Annotated in this window: 17 protein-coding genes and 1 pseudogene; all 18 read right to left on the reverse strand. The window is 69.2% G+C overall.

Annotated features, from left to right (window positions below):
• Positions 1–12: 12 nt before the first annotated feature.
• Positions 13–825 carry a class I SAM-dependent methyltransferase gene (locus OG953_RS04625; protein WP_405682662.1) on the reverse strand — a complete coding sequence of 271 codons (813 nt, stop codon included), beginning with the start codon at positions 823–825 and terminating at the stop codon, positions 13–15.
• Between the two features lie 11 nt (positions 826–836).
• Positions 837–1,187, reverse strand: a complete 351-nt coding sequence (locus OG953_RS04630) for a hypothetical protein (protein ID WP_405682663.1) — start codon at positions 1,185–1,187, stop codon at positions 837–839.
• 55 nt (positions 1,188–1,242) lie between these two features.
• Positions 1,243–2,469 carry an MFS transporter gene (locus OG953_RS04635; RefSeq protein ID WP_405682664.1) on the reverse strand — a complete coding sequence of 409 codons (1,227 nt, stop codon included), beginning with the start codon at positions 2,467–2,469 and terminating at the stop codon, positions 1,243–1,245.
• A 178-nt stretch (positions 2,470–2,647) separates the two neighbouring features.
• A pseudogene (locus OG953_RS04640) lies at positions 2,648–3,505 on the reverse strand (pyridoxal-phosphate dependent enzyme); the annotation flags it as partial.
• A gap of 487 nt (positions 3,506–3,992) precedes the next feature.
• On the reverse strand, positions 3,993–5,048 hold the full coding sequence (gene hypE, locus OG953_RS04645; protein ID WP_405691624.1) for a hydrogenase expression/formation protein HypE: 1,056 nt from the start codon (positions 5,046–5,048) through the stop codon (positions 3,993–3,995).
• 58 nt (positions 5,049–5,106) lie between these two features.
• Entirely contained in the window at positions 5,107–6,234 is a 1,128-nt protein-coding gene (hypD, locus tag OG953_RS04650) for a hydrogenase formation protein HypD (protein ID WP_405682665.1), read from the reverse strand.
• Positions 6,231–6,551 (reverse strand): HypC/HybG/HupF family hydrogenase formation chaperone, encoded by a 321-nt coding sequence (locus OG953_RS04655; RefSeq protein ID WP_093897385.1) that lies wholly within the window; start codon positions 6,549–6,551, stop codon positions 6,231–6,233. Before OG953_RS04655 ends, hypD begins: the two co-directional genes overlap by 4 nt.
• Before the next feature lie 53 nt (positions 6,552–6,604).
• Entirely contained in the window at positions 6,605–9,016 is a 2,412-nt protein-coding gene (gene hypF, locus OG953_RS04660; RefSeq protein WP_405691626.1) for a carbamoyltransferase HypF, read from the reverse strand.
• Positions 9,017–9,039: 23 nt separating this feature from the next.
• Positions 9,040–9,810 (reverse strand): hydrogenase nickel incorporation protein HypB, encoded by a 771-nt coding sequence (hypB, locus tag OG953_RS04665; protein ID WP_405682667.1) that lies wholly within the window; start codon positions 9,808–9,810, stop codon positions 9,040–9,042.
• Between the two features lie 39 nt (positions 9,811–9,849).
• A complete protein-coding gene (gene hypA / locus OG953_RS04670; protein WP_405682668.1) occupies positions 9,850–10,206 on the reverse strand; it encodes a hydrogenase maturation nickel metallochaperone HypA in 357 nt (118 codons plus the stop codon).
• 123 nt (positions 10,207–10,329) lie between these two features.
• Positions 10,330–10,434 carry a DUF6893 family small protein gene (locus OG953_RS04675; RefSeq protein ID WP_401265188.1) on the reverse strand — a complete coding sequence of 35 codons (105 nt, stop codon included), beginning with the start codon at positions 10,432–10,434 and terminating at the stop codon, positions 10,330–10,332.
• A gap of 16 nt (positions 10,435–10,450) precedes the next feature.
• Positions 10,451–10,999: a hydrogenase maturation protease gene (locus OG953_RS04680; protein ID WP_405682669.1), complete on the reverse strand. Its 549-nt coding sequence runs from the start codon at positions 10,997–10,999 to the stop codon at positions 10,451–10,453.
• On the reverse strand, positions 10,996–12,444 hold the full coding sequence (locus OG953_RS04685) for a hypothetical protein (RefSeq protein ID WP_405682670.1): 1,449 nt from the start codon (positions 12,442–12,444) through the stop codon (positions 10,996–10,998). Before OG953_RS04685 ends, OG953_RS04680 begins: the two co-directional genes overlap by 4 nt.
• Positions 12,441–13,142, reverse strand: coding sequence for a DUF6084 family protein (locus OG953_RS04690; protein WP_405682671.1), 702 nt, complete (start codon positions 13,140–13,142; stop codon positions 12,441–12,443). Before OG953_RS04690 ends, OG953_RS04685 begins: the two co-directional genes overlap by 4 nt.
• On the reverse strand, positions 13,139–13,807 hold the full coding sequence (locus OG953_RS04695) for a DUF5947 family protein (RefSeq protein WP_405682672.1): 669 nt from the start codon (positions 13,805–13,807) through the stop codon (positions 13,139–13,141). The genes OG953_RS04690 and OG953_RS04695 overlap by 4 nt, the downstream gene beginning before the upstream one ends.
• Positions 13,804–14,394, reverse strand: coding sequence for a hypothetical protein (locus tag OG953_RS04700; protein ID WP_405682673.1), 591 nt, complete (start codon positions 14,392–14,394; stop codon positions 13,804–13,806). The genes OG953_RS04695 and OG953_RS04700 overlap by 4 nt, the downstream gene beginning before the upstream one ends.
• Positions 14,391–16,175 carry a nickel-dependent hydrogenase large subunit gene (locus OG953_RS04705; protein WP_383074164.1) on the reverse strand — a complete coding sequence of 595 codons (1,785 nt, stop codon included), beginning with the start codon at positions 16,173–16,175 and terminating at the stop codon, positions 14,391–14,393. The genes OG953_RS04700 and OG953_RS04705 overlap by 4 nt, the downstream gene beginning before the upstream one ends.
• Positions 16,176–16,258: 83 nt before the next feature.
• On the reverse strand, positions 16,259–17,338 hold the full coding sequence (locus OG953_RS04710; RefSeq protein WP_405682674.1) for a hydrogenase expression protein HypE: 1,080 nt from the start codon (positions 17,336–17,338) through the stop codon (positions 16,259–16,261).
• Positions 17,339–17,358 lie beyond the last annotated feature (20 nt).

Genomic DNA, 17,358 nt, shown 5'->3' on the forward strand with positions numbered 1-17,358 from the left:
GTATGCCGGTCACTACGCCCCCTTCTTCTCCGCGATGACGAGCAGATACTCGACGGGCACTCCTGTGCCACGCTCATCGGTGGTGTGGAAGCCCTCGGTCATCTCGGCCGTCTCCGCTCGCAGTTCCTTCCAGCGCGAGGGCGGCGAGATGGTGTTCTTCGCTGCGATGCAGGGGCCGAAGCAGTTCTCGAAGAAGGCGACCAGATCCTCGGCCGTGTCGAACGGGTAGAAGAGTTCCCGGCGTTCGGACGTGACTGTGAATCCGGGGCCGAAGAGTTCGGCGAGATAGTCCGGGGCGCCCCACAGCATGGGCTGCCCCTGATGGCCGTTGGGTGAGGGGAAGTAGGCGGAGGGGATCTCCTGGAAGTGGGCGGTCCAGCTGCGTGCCGTCCAGTTGCACATACCGATCCGGCCGCCGGGCCGCAGCACCCGGGCCATCTCGCCGGATGAAGCGGCGTGGTCGGGCGCGAACTGGATCCCGTAGGTGGAGGTCAAGAGATCGAACGAGGCGTCGGCAAAAGGGAGTTCCTGTGCGTCGCCACGGTGCAATTCCACCTCGACACCGGCACTTGAGAATCGTGCGCGCGCGTCGGGGAAGAACTCGTCGGTCAGATCCAGCCCGGTGACGTCACAGCCGCGCAGGGCGGACAGCAGCGCGACGTTGCCGTTGCCTGTGGCGACGTCGAGATGGCGGGTGTCCGGCTCCGGGGCCAGCCGGTCGACCAGCTCGACGGCGCCGGGCCGCAGCAGATCGGCGACGTGCCGGTACTCACCGTACGACCACATGGTGCGGTTGATCTCCTGGACGTGTCGATCGATCGTCATGCGGATCCCCCTCAGAGTGTGAGCCGGGTGCCCGGACCGGCGGCTTCGGCGCGGGCGTGGATGCGGTCGGCGACAGCGACGTCGAGGATCGACATACCGAACGGGTTGCTGATCACGATCTCGTCCCGGTCTCGGCGGCCGTCCTGGACCAGCGCGCCGGGCATGGCCAGCAGCCGGGCCGAGTCGCCCTGTGGCGTGGTCCAGCCGAGGTAGGCCTCCTCGGGCAGGACCGACTGTCCGGCGGAGTGCAGCGTGAGCGCCTCGGCCACCGCCGCCACGATGTCCACGTCGCGGGCCGCCTCGATGACGTCCGCACGGGTCAGATAGCGGAAGCGGCTGTCGGGGTATTGCTCGAAGTCCATTGCGGGCGGGGCTCCTTGGCGTGAGGGTCGGTGGTGGGGAGAGTCCGGGGGTGGTTCAGTCGCCGGTGCCGCGCGGCCCGCGCAGCATCGCGAAGGGGACGAGCGCGCCGAGCAGCAGTACGCAGGCGAGCGCGACCCAGCCGGCCGTGCCGAGGGCGAGGACGACGCCGGTCATCAGCACCGGGCCCGCGACTCGGTTGGCGACGGTGCGGCTGGTGTTGAACAGCACCAGGTAGGCGCTGCGCGCCCGCTCGGGTGCCAGGTCGAAGGAGAGGGTCCATGAGGCGCCGACCTGGAGCAGTTCGGCGAACGTCAGGAGGACGACGGCAGCACCGAGCACCAGCAGTGCTTCCCGCGCTCCGAAGCCGGGCGCGGCGGCGAAGGCCAGGGTGCCGCAGCTGAGCAGCAGTGCCGCGGTCGCGTACGAGTACCACGCCCGGCGCGTTGTGCTGTAGCAGCGGTTGAGCGGGTACTGAAGGGCGATGCACAGCACGGTGTTGACGGCGTACAGGATTCCGACATAGCGCTCCGGTACGTCGGTCCCTGTGACGAGCCACAGCGGGAAGGCCACGTTGAGCACCGGCATCCAGAGCGACACCAGTGCGTTGTACGCGGTGAAGCCCAGCAGCCGTCGGTCCTTGAGCAGATCCGCGACACGGGCGCTCTCGACAGCGGTCGCGGCTTCCTCTCCCTGGGCGGTGGCGTACACCACGGCCACCACCACATAGGCGAGTGCGCCACCGATCAGCAGCGGCCGGAAGGCACCGGGCGCTCCGGAACCCAGGGCGACTCCGGCGATCAGCCCTCCCAGACTGATGCCGAGGTTGACGACGGTGCGCTGCACGGCCATCACCTTCGCGCGCAGGCTCTCGGGGGCTCTCGCACCGACGTACGACTGCACCAGTGGGGGCGAGGACTGCTCGGTGACGGCGATGACGGCGACCACGAGGAGAAAACTCCACCAGCCGTCCACCCACAGATAGCCGACGGTTGCCAAGGCGCGCAGCAGCATCACACCGATCAGCACCGGCTTCGGCCCGAAGCGTCCGGCCAGCCGGGCGATGGGGACGGCGGCGGCGATGGCGACGGCGCCGCCGATCGTCAGGCCGGTGCCGACGGACGACGTGCTGAGATGAGCGACCTTGACGAAGTAGATGGTCGAGACGGCGAGGAACAGTCCGGTACCTGTCCACTCGATCAGCGTGGCACCCTGGACCAGCGGCAGGAACTGCCGGTAGTCGGGGCCCGTCCGCCGCCGGTCGAGGGTGGGGCTCGTTCCCATTGTCAGTGCTCCTGGTGCTTCCGGTCGAAGAAGAGGCCTTCGCGGCGCAGTTGCTCCACGGCGGCCGTGATCTCCTGACGACGCCCTGCTCGGTCGCCCAGTCGTCGCAGTAGAGGGTGTCGCGGTATTTGCCACCGCCGTCGGCGGCCGGGCAGACCGCGAGCCGGTCGTCCATGCGGCCGTTCTCCAGGTCGGTCAGCAGCGCGCGTACGGCGCAGCCGCTGGATCCCCCGAGTACAAGTCCCACGTCCTCGGCGAGGATCCGGCAGACGGCGATCGCCTCGATGTCGTCGACGTGCACGGCATGGTCGTAGCCGTGCGGCCCTTTCAGGAAGGCGGACGGGCGGCCGACTCCGATGCCCGGAAGCAGCCGGCGTCCGGCGCTGCCTGCGACGGCCGGCGAACCGCGTACGTCGACGGCGACCGCGGCGACGTCGGGCCGGCGCCTGTGCAGATGGGCGCTGATGCCGGCGAGGGTGCCACCGGTGGACACCGGCGCGTACACCGCGCCTGGTTCCGGTCCCGCCTGCTCGGTGATCTCGGGTCCGGTGGTGCGGCGATGGATGTCGGGCGAGGCCCAGTTCTCGTACTGGTTGGGCCGGCGGTATCCGGGGTTGCGGTCGCACAGCTCGCGCACCCTGCGCAGCCGGTTCAGCAGGTAGCCGCCCTGGCCGTCCGGTTGGTCGACGGTGATCAACCGGGCGCCGCGTCCGGTCAGCATGGTGCGGGTGGCGTGCGGGGTCTTGGGATCGACCACCGCGAGGAAGGTGCAGTCGATGGAGGGCAGCAGCCGGGCCAGGGCCAGGCCGAGATTGCCGGAGGTGGATTCCACCACCACCGTGCCCGGGGTGAGCGGTCGTTCGTTGTGCAGCGCCTGTAACAGCCCCACGGCGCTGCGGTCCTTCACCGATCCGGTGGGGCCGTGTTCCTCGAGTTTCAGTCCCGGACGCCGCACCCGGCCCCGGTGGGCGACGTCCAGGTGGAGTAAGGGAGTCTTGCGGAGGGTCCGTGCCAGGACGGGTTTGACACGCGGCACTGTTTCCCCCTGTGCGATGCGTCTTTGACCTTTTCCATGGTGCGACCGGTCTGCCCCGCTGCGCGCACTCAGACCTTAGGCACGCACCCCCCGGTGTCACCACGCCACTGCCCGGCGCGCGAGTCGCTCTTGGCCGGAACAGCGCTTGACGGCTCCTCGCGCCCCTCCACATCCCTGCTGAGGATCCCAGCGCCGGCGGGGGGACGGCTCAGTGGTCCGCCGCGCGCGGGGTGCGGTCGGCAATTCGAAATGGCCGGTTCGGCGCAACACCTGTCGTCGGTGCCGGACCCGCACGACGAGAACCGTCCCGACCCTGTGCCGGAACGGTTCCATCGCTGTGCGGTCGAAGCCCTACGTAGTGGCCCGTACTGCCGGACAGAGGCCGGCCAGGTCGCCGACATGGTCGGTGAACTCCCGTGCGATGCAACCGAATCCGGCGTGCCCTCGGGCCGGGCATGCCGTGGGATCCGACGCAGGGCGGCGGTCGTCAGCAGATCCGCGGCAGTTGCTCCCCGACCGGCAGGTCGACCACCCGTGTACCGCCGAGCCCGGTGCGGGCCACCACCATGCCCGGGTGGGCGTCCACCACCTCACCGATCACTGCCGCGTCCCGGCCAAGCGGGTGTGCGCGCATCGCGTCCAGGACCGCATCGGCGTGTTCACGCGGTACGAACGCCACCAGCTTCCCCTCGTTGGCGACGTACATCGGGTCGAGGCCCAGAATGGCGCAGGCATTGGCCACCGGAGGAGGGACAGGGACGTGTCGCTCCTGGATCACGACGCCGGTGCCCGACGCGGCCGCGATCTCGTTGAGGGATGCGGCGAGCCCCCCACGGGTGGGGTCGCGCAGGACGTGCAGGTCCGGGGTGACCGCGAGCATGGCCTCCACAAGTCCTCCCAGGGCCGCGCAGTCGCTTTCGATCTCGACGCCGAACTCCAGTCCCTCGCGCACGCTCATGATCGCCACGCCGTGGACACCGATCGCCCCGCTGACGATCACGACGTCACCCGGGACGACACGCTGCGGCCGCAGGTCGACGCCGGCCGGGATGAGGCCGATGCCGGCAGTGTTGATGAAGATGCCGTCGCCGTGACCGGCTTCGACCACCTTGGTGTCCCCCGTCGCCACCTCGACGCCCGCGTTGCGCGCGGCGGCGCCGAAGGCGTCGGCCACGCGCGCGACGACAGAGAGCTCGACGCCCTCCTCCAGGATGAATCCGCAGGACAGATAGGCGGCCCGTGCACCGCTCATGGCCAGATCGTTGAGGGTGCCGTTGACCGCGAGGTCGCCGATACTGCCACCGGGGAAGAACAGCGGCCGCACCACGAACGAGTCGGTGGAGAAGGCCAGGCGGGCGCCGCCCAGCGACACCGATGCCGAATCGCCCATCTGCGCGAGCACCTCACCTCCGAAGGCGGGAGCGAAGATGTGCTGGACCAGCTCTGCGGAAAGCGCGCCGCCACCGCCGTGGCCCATCACGATGCGCGGGTGATCCCGCAGCGGGGCCGGGCACGTCCATGCCGTGGGATCGAGCGGCGGGATACCGGAGGGAGGCGTTGCCGAAGCGGTTACGTCACCGCGTGTGGGGGTCTCGACGGTCTCAGCCAACGGAGCTCGCCTCCAGAGGTGCGGTCTTCTTCATGTCCAGCCGCCGATAGAGGTAGTACGCAGCGCAGGCGCCCTCGCTGGAGACCATGGTCGCCCCGAGTGGGGTGCGAGGAGTGCAGATGGTGCCGAATGCCTCGCATTCATGAGGCTTCAGCAGGCCCTGCAGGACCTCTCCGCTGCGGCACTGAGCGGGTTCACGGGTATCGACACCGTTCACCGAGAAGCGGTATTCGGCATCGTAGTCCCGATAGCGCGGGGAGAGCCGCCAGCCGCTGCCGGGGATGACGCCGATGCCGCGCCAGGCCCGGTCGGTCACCTCGAAGACGTCCTCCAGCATGGCCAGAGCGGCGGGGTTTCCCTCTGGGCGCACTGCGCGCGGGTAGGCGTTGTCCACCGTGTGTTCACCGCGTTCCAGCTGGGCCACGGTACGGCGCACGCCTTCCAGGATGTCCAGCGGTTCGAATCCTGTCACCACGATCGGGACGCCGAACCGTTCGGCCAGCTCGGGATACTCACCCATGCCCATGACGCTGCACACATGTCCTGCGGCAAGGAATGCCTGCACCCGGCAGCTCGGCGACTGCATGATCGCCTCGATCGCCGGTGGCACCCGTACGTGGGACACCAGCAGACTGAAGTTGCGGATGCCGAGCCTGCGTGCCTGATAGACCGTCATCGCGTTGGGAGGAGCGGTGGTTTCGAAGCCGATTCCGAAGAAAACGACCTCCCGATCCGGGTTCTGCTGGGCAATCTTCAGCGCGTCGAGCGGGGAGTAGACGACCCGTACGTCGCCGCCCTCGCCGCGGACCCGGAACAGGTCCCGGCCGGTGCCGGGGACGCGGAGCATGTCGCCGAAGGAACAGAAGATCACCTCCGGGCGGGAGGCGATCTCCAGCGCCTTGTCGATGACCTCCAGAGGGGTGACGCACACCGGGCAGCCCGGTCCATGGATCAGTTCGACCTGGTCCGGAAGCAGTTGATCGATGCCGTGCCGGATGATGGTGTGGGTCTGCCCGCCGCAGACCTCCATCAGCGCCCACGGCCTGGTCACGGTGGAGCGGATCTCGTCGAGCAGTCGCCGGGCCAGTGCGGGGTCCTGGAATTCGTCGATGTACTTCACTGCTGCGCCTCCTGGGCCGCTTCACCGGCACCGGGCAGCGGCAGCCCGCCCGCCTCTGCCGCCATTTCCCACGGATCACCGAACTCTTCCTGGAGCATGCCTAGTTGGGCGAACAGCTCCAGTGTCTGCCGGGCCGACTCCTCGTCCAGTTTCTGCAGGGCGAACCCCACGTGGACGATGGCGTACTCGCCGACCTGAAGGTCCGGCAGATACTCCAGACATGCTTCCTTGACCACTCCGCCGAAATCGACGGTGGCCATGCGTGTGCCGTCCCGTTCCTCGATTTCCAGTACTCTGCCGGGCACCGCCAGGCACATGGCTTCTCCTTGCTGTGGTTGATCCGCCTGCCCGGTCCTGCCGGGACACGCCGTCAGTGGATGGCCGCACTCCCCTGCGCCGCACCGATGCGGCCATCAAATGTTCGGGCGGCGCGGGTTCGGGCGGCCACCATCACCTGCCCCAGTGCCAGCCCTCCGTCGTTCGGGGGCACCTGGTGGTGCAGCAGGACGGTGAAGTCGTGTCCGCGAAGCGTCCGGGCGCAGGCCGAGGAGAGCCGGGTGTTGGCGAACACTCCGCCGGTCAAGGCCACGGTGTCCAGGCCGTACCGCTCACGCGCCAGGACGCAGGTGCTGCGCACGAGGGCGGCGACCGACTCGTGGAAGCGTGCCGCGATGACGCCCGGCGCAGTACCCGCGCGCACGTCCTCGACCACCGCCGACAGTACGGGCGCGGGGTCGGCGATCAGCGCGCTGCCACTGCCTCGTGCGGGAGAGCGCAGCGCAAAGCCGTATCCCGCGCAGTCGTCCTCGGCCGTCCCGAGCGCGGCGGTTTCGAGTTCGACGGCGGCCTGGGCCTCGTATCCGGCCCGGTGACAGATGCCGGTGAGGGAGGAGACGGCGTCGAACAGCCGGCCCATGCTGGAGGTGGGGACACAGTTGAGATTGCGCTCCAACTGCCGGGACAATACGTCCAGTTCGTCGGGAGGGCAGGCGGCCGTGCACGGCAGGTCCTGCGCCCAGCCGATTCCTGCCGCGTGCAGATGTGCCAGGGCCATGCGGTAGGGACGCCGTACGGCGGCGTCGCCGCCCGGCAGAGGGACATACGCGAGATGCCCGAACCGGTGGTAGCCGTCGTAGTCCGCCAGCAGGATCTCGCCGCCCCACACGGCTCCGTCGTCGCCGTAGCCGGTGCCGTCGAACGCGACACCGATCACCCGTCGGCTGCCGTCCAGACCGTGTTCGGCCATTGCGGAGGCGATGTGTGCGTGATGGTGCTGTACGCGTACGACCTGCCGTTCACCGGCCAGACGGCGGGTCAGCTGTCCCGAGCGGTATCCGGGATGTCCATCGACGGCCAGGAGTGCGGGTCGCACCCCGGTGATGGTCTCCAACTGCTGTCCGGCGTCCTCGAAGGCATGTTGTGTGGCGAGGTCGTCCATGTCACCGATGTGGGCGGACAGCCAGGCTCTGCGCCCCTCCGCCAGGCACAGGGTGTTCTTGAGGTCGCCGCCCGCGGCGAGGATCGCCGGTACCGGGAGCGGCAGTTCGACGGGCCGGGGGGCGTAGCCGCGTGAGCGGCGCACGGTCAGCAGTTCCCCGTCGCAGACGCGTACGACGGAGTCGTCGCACGGTACCTGGATCGGGCGGTCGTGGGTCAGCCAGGCGTCGGCCAGACGGGCGAGCCGGTCCAGCGCTTCGGCGTCGTCGGTGACGATCGGCTCCCCGGCCACGTTGCCGCTCGTCATGACGAGAAGGCGCGGACCGGCCGGGTCGCCGGGCAGGCCGAGGAGCAAGTGGTGCAGGGGGGTGTAGGCAAGCATGACGCCGAGATCGGGGCTGCCCGGGGCGACGTTGTCCGACGGTGCCGGGGCGTCCGGCCCGGGGACGGCGCGGCTGCGGCGCCTCAGCAGGACGATCGGCCGGACGACGCCGGTGAGCAGCGCCCGCTCCTTTGCGCCGACATGGACGAGGTGTTCGATGTCGGCGATGTCGCGGGCCATCAGGGCGAACGGCTTGTCTCCACGGGCCTTGCGGCGGCGGAGTGCGGCCACGGCCCGGGCGTTGGTCGCATCGCACGCGAGGTGGTATCCGCCGAGCCCCTTGACGGCGAGGATCGCGCCGCCGGCCAGGAGTCTGCGGGCCTCGGCGACCGGGTCCGTTGCGGTGATACGTCGCGGGGCCTTGTCCGGATCCGGGTACGCCACCAGCAGATCGAGGCGCGGCCCGCATCGGTGGCAGGCGACCGGCTGGGCATGGAAGCGGCGGTCTGCGGGATCTGCGTACTCGCGGGCGCAGTCGGGGCACATGGGGAAGCGGGCCATGGTGGTGTGTGCTCGGTCGTACGGCAGATCCGTGACGATGGTGAAGCGCGGCCCGCAGTTGGTGCAGGTGATGAAGGGATGCCGGTGGCGCCGGTCGGCGGGGTCGGCCAGCTCGGCGAGGCAGTCGGCGCAGGTGGCCACGTCCGGGGGGACCAGCGTGCGGGAAGGTCCGCCGGTCCGGGAGGCGACGATGGTGAATCCGGCACCGCCCTCGGCGGGGACTTCCCTGTGCTCGACGGAATCGAGGACGGCCATGGGCGGTGCGTTCGCGACGATCCCTTCGCAGAACAGGACCACGGCGGCAGGTGAGCCCTCGACTTCCGCGACGACGCCCTCGGGGGTGTTGGTGACGTGTCCCGCCAGGCCCATCGCGAGGGCGCGGGTGTACAAGTAGGGCCGGAACCCGACGCCTTGGACGACGCCCCGGACGGTGACCCGGCGACGTTGCGCCGGCTCACCCATGGCCGGGCCGGACCGTTGGGTCGTCACGCGCGGGTCTGCGCCATGGCGCCGGGCGCATCCGTCGCAGCGCCGGGCTCTGCGTGTGTATGGGTGTGCGTGGAGTGGTGCTGCTGGGCCATGACAGGCCGGTGAACCGGGGCTCCGCTCACGGCGTCCAGAGCCCGTTCGAGGAGCGACCCGACGCCGTCACCGCGCCGGGCAGAGGTGAGGAGCACCTCCACACCGGGATTGACCTGCTCGACGTGGGCGCGGAACGTGTCCTCGTCGAAGGCCGCAGCCTCGGCGATGTCCGTCTTGGTGACGAGCACCAGGTGCGCCAGCCCGAAGGCGGTGGGGTATTTCAGCGGCTTGTCCTCGCCCTCGGTGACCGAGGCGAGGACGACCCTCAGAGTTTCGCCGAGATCGTACGAGGCCGGGCAGACCAGGTTGCCGACGTTCTCCACGAAGAGGAGCCGGGTGTCCTCGGGCAGCCACCCGTCGAGGTGCCCGCCCAGCATCCGGGCCTCCAGGTGACAGAGGCCGTCGGTGAGCACCTGCTTGACCGGGGCTCCGGAGCGGGCAAGGCGCATGGCGTCGTTCTCGGTGGCCAGGTCGGCGGTCAGCGCCGCGACGGGGACGCCCGTCTCACGGGCCAGGACCAGTTCGCGTTCGAGCAGTGCCGTCTTCCCGCTGCCCGGGCTGGAGAGCAGATTGACGACCGCGGTGCCGCGGGCGGCCAGTTCGGTGCGCAGGCGGTGCGCTGTCGTGTCGTTCTTCGCGAGTACCGACTGCTGCAGATCGACCACACGGCACATGGTTCAGCGCTCCTCGGATATCGGTTCACGGGTACGTCTCTACGCAGGTCCTTCGTCCCAGTGGACGTCGGCGATCTGCAGTTCGCGGCCCGAGAGCAGCTCCGCGGTTGCCTCGCCGCACAAGGGGCAGCACAGCTGCGGAGGTATTCCGACCGCCCATTCGTCCGCACAGGGCGCACAGCGTGCTCTCGCCCGTACGGAGTCGACCACCAGCTCCGCGCCTTCCAGAACGGTTCCGGCGCAGGCCAGTTCGAAACAGAAGGACAGTGCGTCGGGGACCACTCCGGCCAGCTCGCCGACCTGGAGCCGGACGGATGTGACGGCGACGGCCCCGCCGGCTCGGGCTGCTTCTTCCACCTGGCCGACGACGGCCACGGCGATGGACATCTCATGCATGGGTCTCCGTCCTGCCCCCGTCATTACACCGGTGGGTTGCAACCGCAGCCGGGCTGGCTCGCCGACGCCGGACGGTACGTACGTCATTCGGTGCAGCCCGGGACCTGACGGATCCGGGTGCCGTCACATGCACCGCATGCGCACGTAACGCTTGATGTCGGGCAGTACCTGGGCCACGAGTGCGGCAACGGCGGCGGCGACCGCGCCGCCGATGATGATCTTCTTCATGACGGTTTTCTTCTCCTCAGTTGTTGGCCTGGCCGACCGCCGACTGTGCGGTGGGCGCGGTCCGTTCGTCGTCCCGCACAAGGCGCAGGACCATGTTCACGGCCTCCGGTACGGCAGCGGCCACGGGACCGCTGAGGCCGATGCCCTCTTCGACGCAGGCGGGTTCGCATCCGACGACCAGCGTGCGTCTCGGGGGAATGCAGCCCGTCCCGGCACACAGGGTCTCCAGCAGGGCCAGGACCGCGTCGGGGGACATGCGGTGGCCGTCGAGCAGAGCCTCCTGCGGTGCGATACGGCCGGGCCGGTCGGCCTCGATCAGATACAGCGTTCCTGGATCGCCGCCGCGTTCGGTGGCATCGATCAGGACCAGCGTGTCGTATCCGTCGAGGAGCTGGTACGCGAGGTGGACTCCGCGCACCCCGATGTCCACCGCTTCGACGTGGCCGGGCAGGGGTTCTGACGCCAGTCGTCGTACGGTCTCGACGCCGAAGCCGTCGTCGCCGAGGAAGATGTTGCCGACGCCCGCCACCAGAGTCGTCGTTCTCTGCTCCGAGGGCGCTGTCATGCGTCCTCCAGCGGTGCGACCTCGTCGGGCTGGAAGTACAGGAACCGGCCCTGCTCGCGCCGGATGTCCGCACCCGGATCGCCCTCCACGGTGACCGCGAGGTGCACTCCCCCGTCCACATCGTGGAGTACTGCTTCGACCAGTGCACTGCGACCTTGCAGAAAGAGGTCCTGGGCGTCGGTGCGGCGCAGACCCGGCCGCAGGAGTACGCGGCTGCCCGCGCCCACCGACCGGCCGTCCACCAGGATCCGGTCGCGTGCCGGTTCGGCGCCGGTGTCGGCGGCCGGGTCCCACCACGGCTGGTCCGGCCGGATCAGGTCGTACTCGTCGGACCCTTCCGGCATGTGCGGAAGTCCGTCGGACGGAACGGCCGCGGGCGCACCCGGCTCGGTGACTTCCCGCAGGGCCCGCACCGCGCCGTGCAGCCGCTCCAGGACCTCGGGGGGCATCGAGTCGGCCAGGTCGATCACTGCGGCCGCCCGGTCGTCCGTCCCCCGGGCCTCGCGCTTCTCCTGGTCCGTCAGGGCGGCCGTGCGCAGCGCGAGGATCTCGTCGATCTCCGTGGAGTCGTACAGCGCTCCGGGGCTCTCCGGGGCGATGGCCGGGTGGTCCTCAAGGATGATCGGGGACGAGAGCACCAGGTCCGCGCGGCCGGGCTCCCCGGCCAGTACGGGCCAGGTGTGCAGATTCCGGCAGCCCGCGACTGCTCCCTTGGCCCACTCGGGAGGGTCCGTCATCGACAGGAACGATCCCGCGCTCAGGCCCAGGAGAAGGTGGGCGGCCACCAGTGACCTGGGCAGAGCCGCGTCGCGGTCGGTGTCACCGGCGTCCGGCGTCCATGTGCTGGTGTTCTCCACGACGACAGTGAGCCGCATCGCCCGGTACGGGCCGTCGAGTTCGGCAGCGGACAGCCGCACAGCGCCGCTGATCTCCTCGCTACGGCGCACCAGGCGGCCCACGATCCGGCCGTCCTCGTCACGGACGGTTTCGTGCTCCTCGCGTGCCGGGCGTGTGAAGGGGACGACGACTCCGTCGCCGGTCAGCTCGGCCACGGTGGCGAGCACTTCGACCCGTTCCTCCGCACCCTCGTCCCACGGAACCAGCACCCGGTCGGTGAGGTGGAGTTCGGGGACGGTCTCGAAGGTGCCGTCGTCGCGGAGCCGCTGCACGGTGCGCCGTTGGGCGTGCAGGAACCGCGCCTCGGCCGCCAGAGTCGCGTCGGTCTTCGGTTCCATCAGGCACTCGGTGTGCTGGAAGTCGTGCTCTTCGGCGGCTGCCGCCCAGGCCTGTGGTACGAGCACCCCGAACTGCCAGCGGAGCCGGTTCTTGGCCGCCGACGCGCGGTACGGGTACAGGACATAGCCCTCGAAGAGGACGGCGTCGGCCACGCCCCGGGCGGCGGCGAAACGGGATTCCAGCGCGGGAGTGAGCGCGGATGTGGTCATTGCGCCGTCCTCTCGGCGAGCCCGGCGAGCCCGGCGTCGGCGAATGCCCGGTCCGCCGGCGGGAGGGCCATGTTCCCGGCCGCGTCGAGAAGCGCGCGGACGGTCGCCTCCCAGGAGGGCAATGCGTACCGGGAGCGGAATGCGATCAGGTCGCTCATCGTGTCGCGGGGAAGCCGGATCCAGCCGCACCCGGGGAAGTGCTGGTCGACCATCTCCTGCCACACCGCAACCGGCATCCGGAAGGGCGCCTCCAGGTCCCAGGGCACCGGCTCGACCCGGAAGCCTCCGGAACCGGTGAAAGCGGTGCCGGAGAAGAGCATGAGGAGCGGCACCTCACCATCCGTCAGCGCGTTCAAGTACCGTGTTGCGGCGATCTCCAGGTCATAGGTGCAGGGCACGACGACGTCCGTCTCGGTCACCCCGGTGAACGCGGGAACCATGACCGGGACCTGGGCGAACTGCACGGGCTGGAGTGTGCTGCCCCAGCGTGAGCGCTCTCCGAACAGGTCCGTCAGGCCCTCGGCCTCAGTCGATTCGTAGCCGCGCCGGGCCGGCTCGATGCGGATCTGGCAGCGCAGCGCGAGTGCGTGCACCCGCGCCTCTTCGGATGCGGTGATGCGCAGCCGGAAGACGAGGGTGGGGCCGGCGGCGTACGGGTCGGCGCGTACGCCGGTGCAGGTGAAGGTGAAGTCCGTCATGGTCGTCGCTCCCCCACCGTTGCCTCGGCTCGGCGTTCGACGTGTTCGAAGAAGGCCTGCAGATCGGCACGGGCCTCGGCTCCGCCGTCGAAGCCCTGCCACAGCAGGCGCATGCGTCCCACCAGCTCGTAGCAGATGTCGATCGGAACCAGATAGCACTCGGCCCGGCCCTCGGTGCGGCGCAACAGCATTGCTTCCACGTCGGGTTCGAGCAGTTGGGAGAGACGGCTGCCGCCGAGGACCGTCTGCCAGGTCGACGGATCGAGTTCGCTCTCGGTGGCTCCGGCGGGGCTCGGGTAGAGCGCCACCAGCCGGCCCAGTGCGGCGTTGCGGAAGAAGAAGGCGACGCTGACCGGGATCTGCAGGAGTTCCCACGCGTTGTCGTCGAGACGGTGGTCGTGGTCGGCCAGGTAACGGTCCGGGACTCTCAGGAACCGGCCGTGGGCGGCGCCGGGCCGCTCGAAGAGCAGGGCGCACGGGGTGCAGGCGCACGCCAGGGAACGCTGCTCGGTGTCCACCAAATGCCGGTGGTTCCCCTCGGCCACCGGCACTCCGCACAGTTCGCAACGCTCCTGCCGGGGTTCACGCGGTGCCGCGAACCGCCGTAGCGTGTGCACGCCCGAGGCGGGCGCGGGCAGCCCGGCCCACGTCATGGGCGCGCTCATGACGTTCTGGCCTGGGCCGGCCGGGCGGTTGCCGCGCCCTGCGGCGGGCGGGTTCCGATTTGAAGGAGTGCCGGCTCCTGAGTGGCGGAGGCGGACTCCATCTCGACCGTGGTCACCTCCGGTGCGAAGCAGGCCAGGGCGTTCTCGACCGGCTGCTGCGCCGACGACGCGCCGCTGCAGCCGCATCCGCCCGTGCCGGCGCTACGCAGGCGCAGAGTGCCTGTGCTCTCGTCGAAGGTCACCACCTCGACGGGATCGCGGACGGCCGCGAGGGCCCGCCCGATGCGCGTGTCCATGTCCTCGGGGTGCAGGTCGTGCAGGACCAGCAGGCTCGACACGAGTTCGTCGCCCAGGAGTTCGTCCAGCGTGGCGCCGGTTTCGCGGCCCGGTGCGGCCCGGAGCCCGTCGAGGATCCGGGCCAGCCCGGCGCCGTAGAAGTCCATCAGGACCCGCACCAGTTCCTCGGCCGCCGCGGATGCCTTCCGGTCACCGGCCGCCGTCAGTTGCTCGAGCACCTCTTCGATGCGACGTCCGGCCTGCTCCGCGTCGAGCGCCTTCGCTGCCGCGGTATGTGTTGTCGCGCTCATCCGCCCAGTCCGCTCAGCCCGGTGGGCACGTGCATCTTCTGCACCGTCTTGCCTCCACCGACGTACATGTGGACGCCGCACGGAAGGCAGGGGTCGAAGCTGCGCACGGTGCGCATGATGTCGATGCCCTTGAAGTTCTCCGGCGGGTTCTCTTCGAAGATCGGCGTGTTCTGCACGGCGTCCTCGTAGGGACCGGGAGTTCCGTAGGTGTCCCTGGTGCTGGCGTTCCACGGCGTCGGAGGGTACGGGTGGTAGTTGGCGATCTTGCCGTCCCTGATCACCATGTGGTGCGACAGCACGCCGCGCACGGCCTCGGTGAATCCGACGCCGATGCTCTCGTCCGGGACGTCGAACTTCTCCCAGGTCTGCGTACGACCGGCGCGGACCTCCTCAAGCCCCTTCTCGGCACAGTGCAGCGCGATCGCGGCCGCGTACGCCTGGAAGTAGGTGCGGGCGCGGTTGCGCTCCAGCGCGTTGCTCCACTTCGGGATCTTCCACTCGAAGGTGGTCTCGGGCTTGGTCATCGTGCGCGGCAGGTTGATGACGACGCTGTGGCCGGTGGCCTTGACGTAGCCGACGTCGACGAGTCCGGAGAGCGCGGTGGACCACAGCCGGGCGATGGGGCCGCCGCCGGTGTCGAGGGCCAGGTGGTCCTTCCCGTCGAACCAGCGCGGCGACATCACCCAGCTGTACTTGTCGTCGAAGTTCCGCTTCTGCGGCGCCGGGATCGTGTGCTGGTTCCACGGGTGACGGGGGTCGACCGGGTTGCCGAGCGGGTCATGGGTGACGAACTGCTCCTTGCCCTCCCAGTCGTCGTAGTACGAACTGCCCAGCAGGATCCGGATGCCGAGGTTGATCTCGGTCAGGTCATTGGTGACCAGCTTGCCGTCCACGATCACACCGGGGGTGACGAACATCCTCCGTCCCCAGTCGCTCATGTTGGCGTACGTGAAGTCGCAGTGCTCAGGGTCGTTGAGCGCTCCCCAGCAGCCGAGCAGCACCCGTCGGCGACCGACCTCTTCGTACCCGGGCAGGGCCTCGTAGAAGAAGTCGAACAGGTCGTCGTGCAGGGGCACGACCCGCTTCATGAACTCCACATAGCGCATGAGGCGGCTGAGGTAGTCCGTGAAGAGCTGGACGGAGGCGATGGTGCCCACGCCGCCCGGATAGAGCGTGGAAGGGTGCACATGGCGCCCCTCCATCAGGCAGAACATCTCCCGGGTGTAGCGGCTCACCTGGAGGGCCTCGCGATAGAACTCGCCCTCGATGGGGTTGAGCGACCGCATGATGTCGGCGATCGTGCGGTAGCCGTGCTCCCCGGCGTGCGGCGCTTCGGTGCGCTCGGCCAGTTCCAGGACGCCGGGATTGGTCTCGCGGACCATCTTTTCGCAGTAGTCGACCCCGACCAGGTTCTCCTGGAAGATGTTGTGGTCGAACATGTACTCTGCGGACTCGCCGAGGTTGATGATCCACTCACCGAGGTGCGGCGGCTTCACTCCGTACGCCATGTTCTGCGTGTACACGGAACACGTGGCGTGGTTGTCGCCACAGATCCCGCAGATGCGGCTGGTGATGAAGTGCGCGTCCCTGGGGTCCTTGCCCCGCATGAAGACGCTGTAGCCGCGGAAGACCGACGAGGTGCTGTAGCACTCCGCGACCCGCTTCTGCTTGAAGTCGATCTTCGTGTGGATACCGAGACTGCCCACGATCCGGGTAATCGGATCCCAGGCCATCTCCACCAGGCCGCTGCCGTCGCCGGCCGCCTTCGTTTTCGGTGCCATCGTGTGTGCCGTAGCCCTTCTGAGAAGCGTGAGGTGGGGTCGTCACCGGGAGGTGTGGAGTGCGGTCGAGGTCCTGGGCGTGTTCACCACGGGGGCCGGTAGCCGGTGGTCAGCCGGCCCCTCTTGTGCCGCCACTTCGGTTCCTTGTCCACGGTCCTGGCCGTGATCGTCCGCAGCCTGCGGATAACCGCCCCGTACGCACCACTGGCGGTGGCGGAGACCTTGGCGCCCGGCGGTTCGTCCATGAACGGCATGAACTTGTCGGGGAAGCCCGGCATGGTGCAGGCGATACAGATGCCGCCGACGTTCGGGCAGCCTCCGATGCCGTTCATCCAGCCGCGTTTGGGTACGTTGCACTTGACCACCGGGCCCCAGCAGCCGAGCTTGACCAGGCACTTGGGCGAGTCGTAGGTCTGGGCGAACTCGCCCTGTTCGTAGTACCCCGCCCGGTCGCACCCCTCGTGCACGGTGGCGCCGAACAGCCAGGTCGGACGGAGCTTGTCGTCCAGCGGGATCATCGGAGCGGATCCCGCCGCCTGGTACAGCAGGTACGTCAGGGTCTCCGAGAAGTTGTCCGGCTGGATCGGGCATCCCGGCACGCACACGATCGGGATACCGGCCTTCGACTTCCAGTCCCAGCCGAGATAGTCGGGCAGGCCCATGGCCCCGGTCGGGTTACCGGCCATCGCGTGAATGCCGCCGTACGTGGCGCAGGTGCCGATGGCGACGACCGCAAGGGCTTTGGGCGCCAGCCGGTCGATCCATTCGCTGGTGGTCATCGGCTGGCCGGTCTCCGGGTTGTCACCGAATCCGCACCAGTACCCCTCCGGCTTGATCGTCTCGTTCGGGATGGAACCCTCGACGACCAGGACGAAGGGATCGATCTCGCCGCGCTCGCCCTTGAAGAACCATTCGATGAACGTGTCCGCACCACCCACGGGGCCGCATTCGAAGTCGATCAGCGGCCAGTGGACCTCGATCTTGGGCAGACCGGGCAGCGCACCGACGACGATCTCTTCGATGCTCGGCTGCATCGCGGCAGTCAGGGCCACCGAGTCGCCGTCACAGCTCAGCCCCGCGTTGATCCAGAGGATGTGGATCGGGGACTCTTCTCCGGTGGCCGCAGCAGGTGCGTCCACGGTGTTCGACGTTGCTGCATCCATGAGGATGCCTCCCTGGAAAG

Origin of the sequence: Streptomyces sp. NBC_00057 (genome assembly GCF_045041165.1) — a bacterium.
Classification (GTDB): Bacteria; Actinomycetota; Actinomycetes; order Streptomycetales; family Streptomycetaceae; genus Streptomyces.

Coding starts and splice junctions, on each gene's coding strand:
- OG953_RS04680 (WP_405682669.1), bottom strand. CDS start 10,999: ATGACAGCGCCCTCGGAGCAGAGAACGACGACTCTGGTGGCGGGCGTC.
- OG953_RS04655 (WP_093897385.1), bottom strand. CDS start 6,551: ATGTGCCTGGCGGTGCCCGGCAGAGTACTGGAAATCGAGGAACGGGAC.
- OG953_RS04710 (WP_405682674.1), bottom strand. CDS start 17,338: ATGGATGCAGCAACGTCGAACACCGTGGACGCACCTGCTGCGGCCACC.
- OG953_RS04635 (WP_405682664.1), bottom strand. CDS start 2,469: ATGGGAACGAGCCCCACCCTCGACCGGCGGCGGACGGGCCCCGACTAC.
- OG953_RS04625 (WP_405682662.1), bottom strand. CDS start 825: ATGACGATCGATCGACACGTCCAGGAGATCAACCGCACCATGTGGTCG.
- OG953_RS04630 (WP_405682663.1), bottom strand. CDS start 1,187: ATGGACTTCGAGCAATACCCCGACAGCCGCTTCCGCTATCTGACCCGT.
- OG953_RS04705 (WP_383074164.1), bottom strand. CDS start 16,175: ATGGCACCGAAAACGAAGGCGGCCGGCGACGGCAGCGGCCTGGTGGAG.
- OG953_RS04685 (WP_405682670.1), bottom strand. CDS start 12,444: ATGACCACATCCGCGCTCACTCCCGCGCTGGAATCCCGTTTCGCCGCC.
- OG953_RS04675 (WP_401265188.1), bottom strand. CDS start 10,434: ATGAAGAAGATCATCATCGGCGGCGCGGTCGCCGCCGCCGTTGCCGCA.
- hypF (WP_405691626.1), bottom strand. CDS start 9,016: ATGGGTGAGCCGGCGCAACGTCGCCGGGTCACCGTCCGGGGCGTCGTC.
- hypB (WP_405682667.1), bottom strand. CDS start 9,810: ATGTGCCGTGTGGTCGATCTGCAGCAGTCGGTACTCGCGAAGAACGAC.
- OG953_RS04700 (WP_405682673.1), bottom strand. CDS start 14,394: ATGAGCGCGACAACACATACCGCGGCAGCGAAGGCGCTCGACGCGGAG.
- hypA (WP_405682668.1), bottom strand. CDS start 10,206: ATGCATGAGATGTCCATCGCCGTGGCCGTCGTCGGCCAGGTGGAAGAA.
- OG953_RS04695 (WP_405682672.1), bottom strand. CDS start 13,807: ATGAGCGCGCCCATGACGTGGGCCGGGCTGCCCGCGCCCGCCTCGGGC.
- OG953_RS04690 (WP_405682671.1), bottom strand. CDS start 13,142: ATGACGGACTTCACCTTCACCTGCACCGGCGTACGCGCCGACCCGTAC.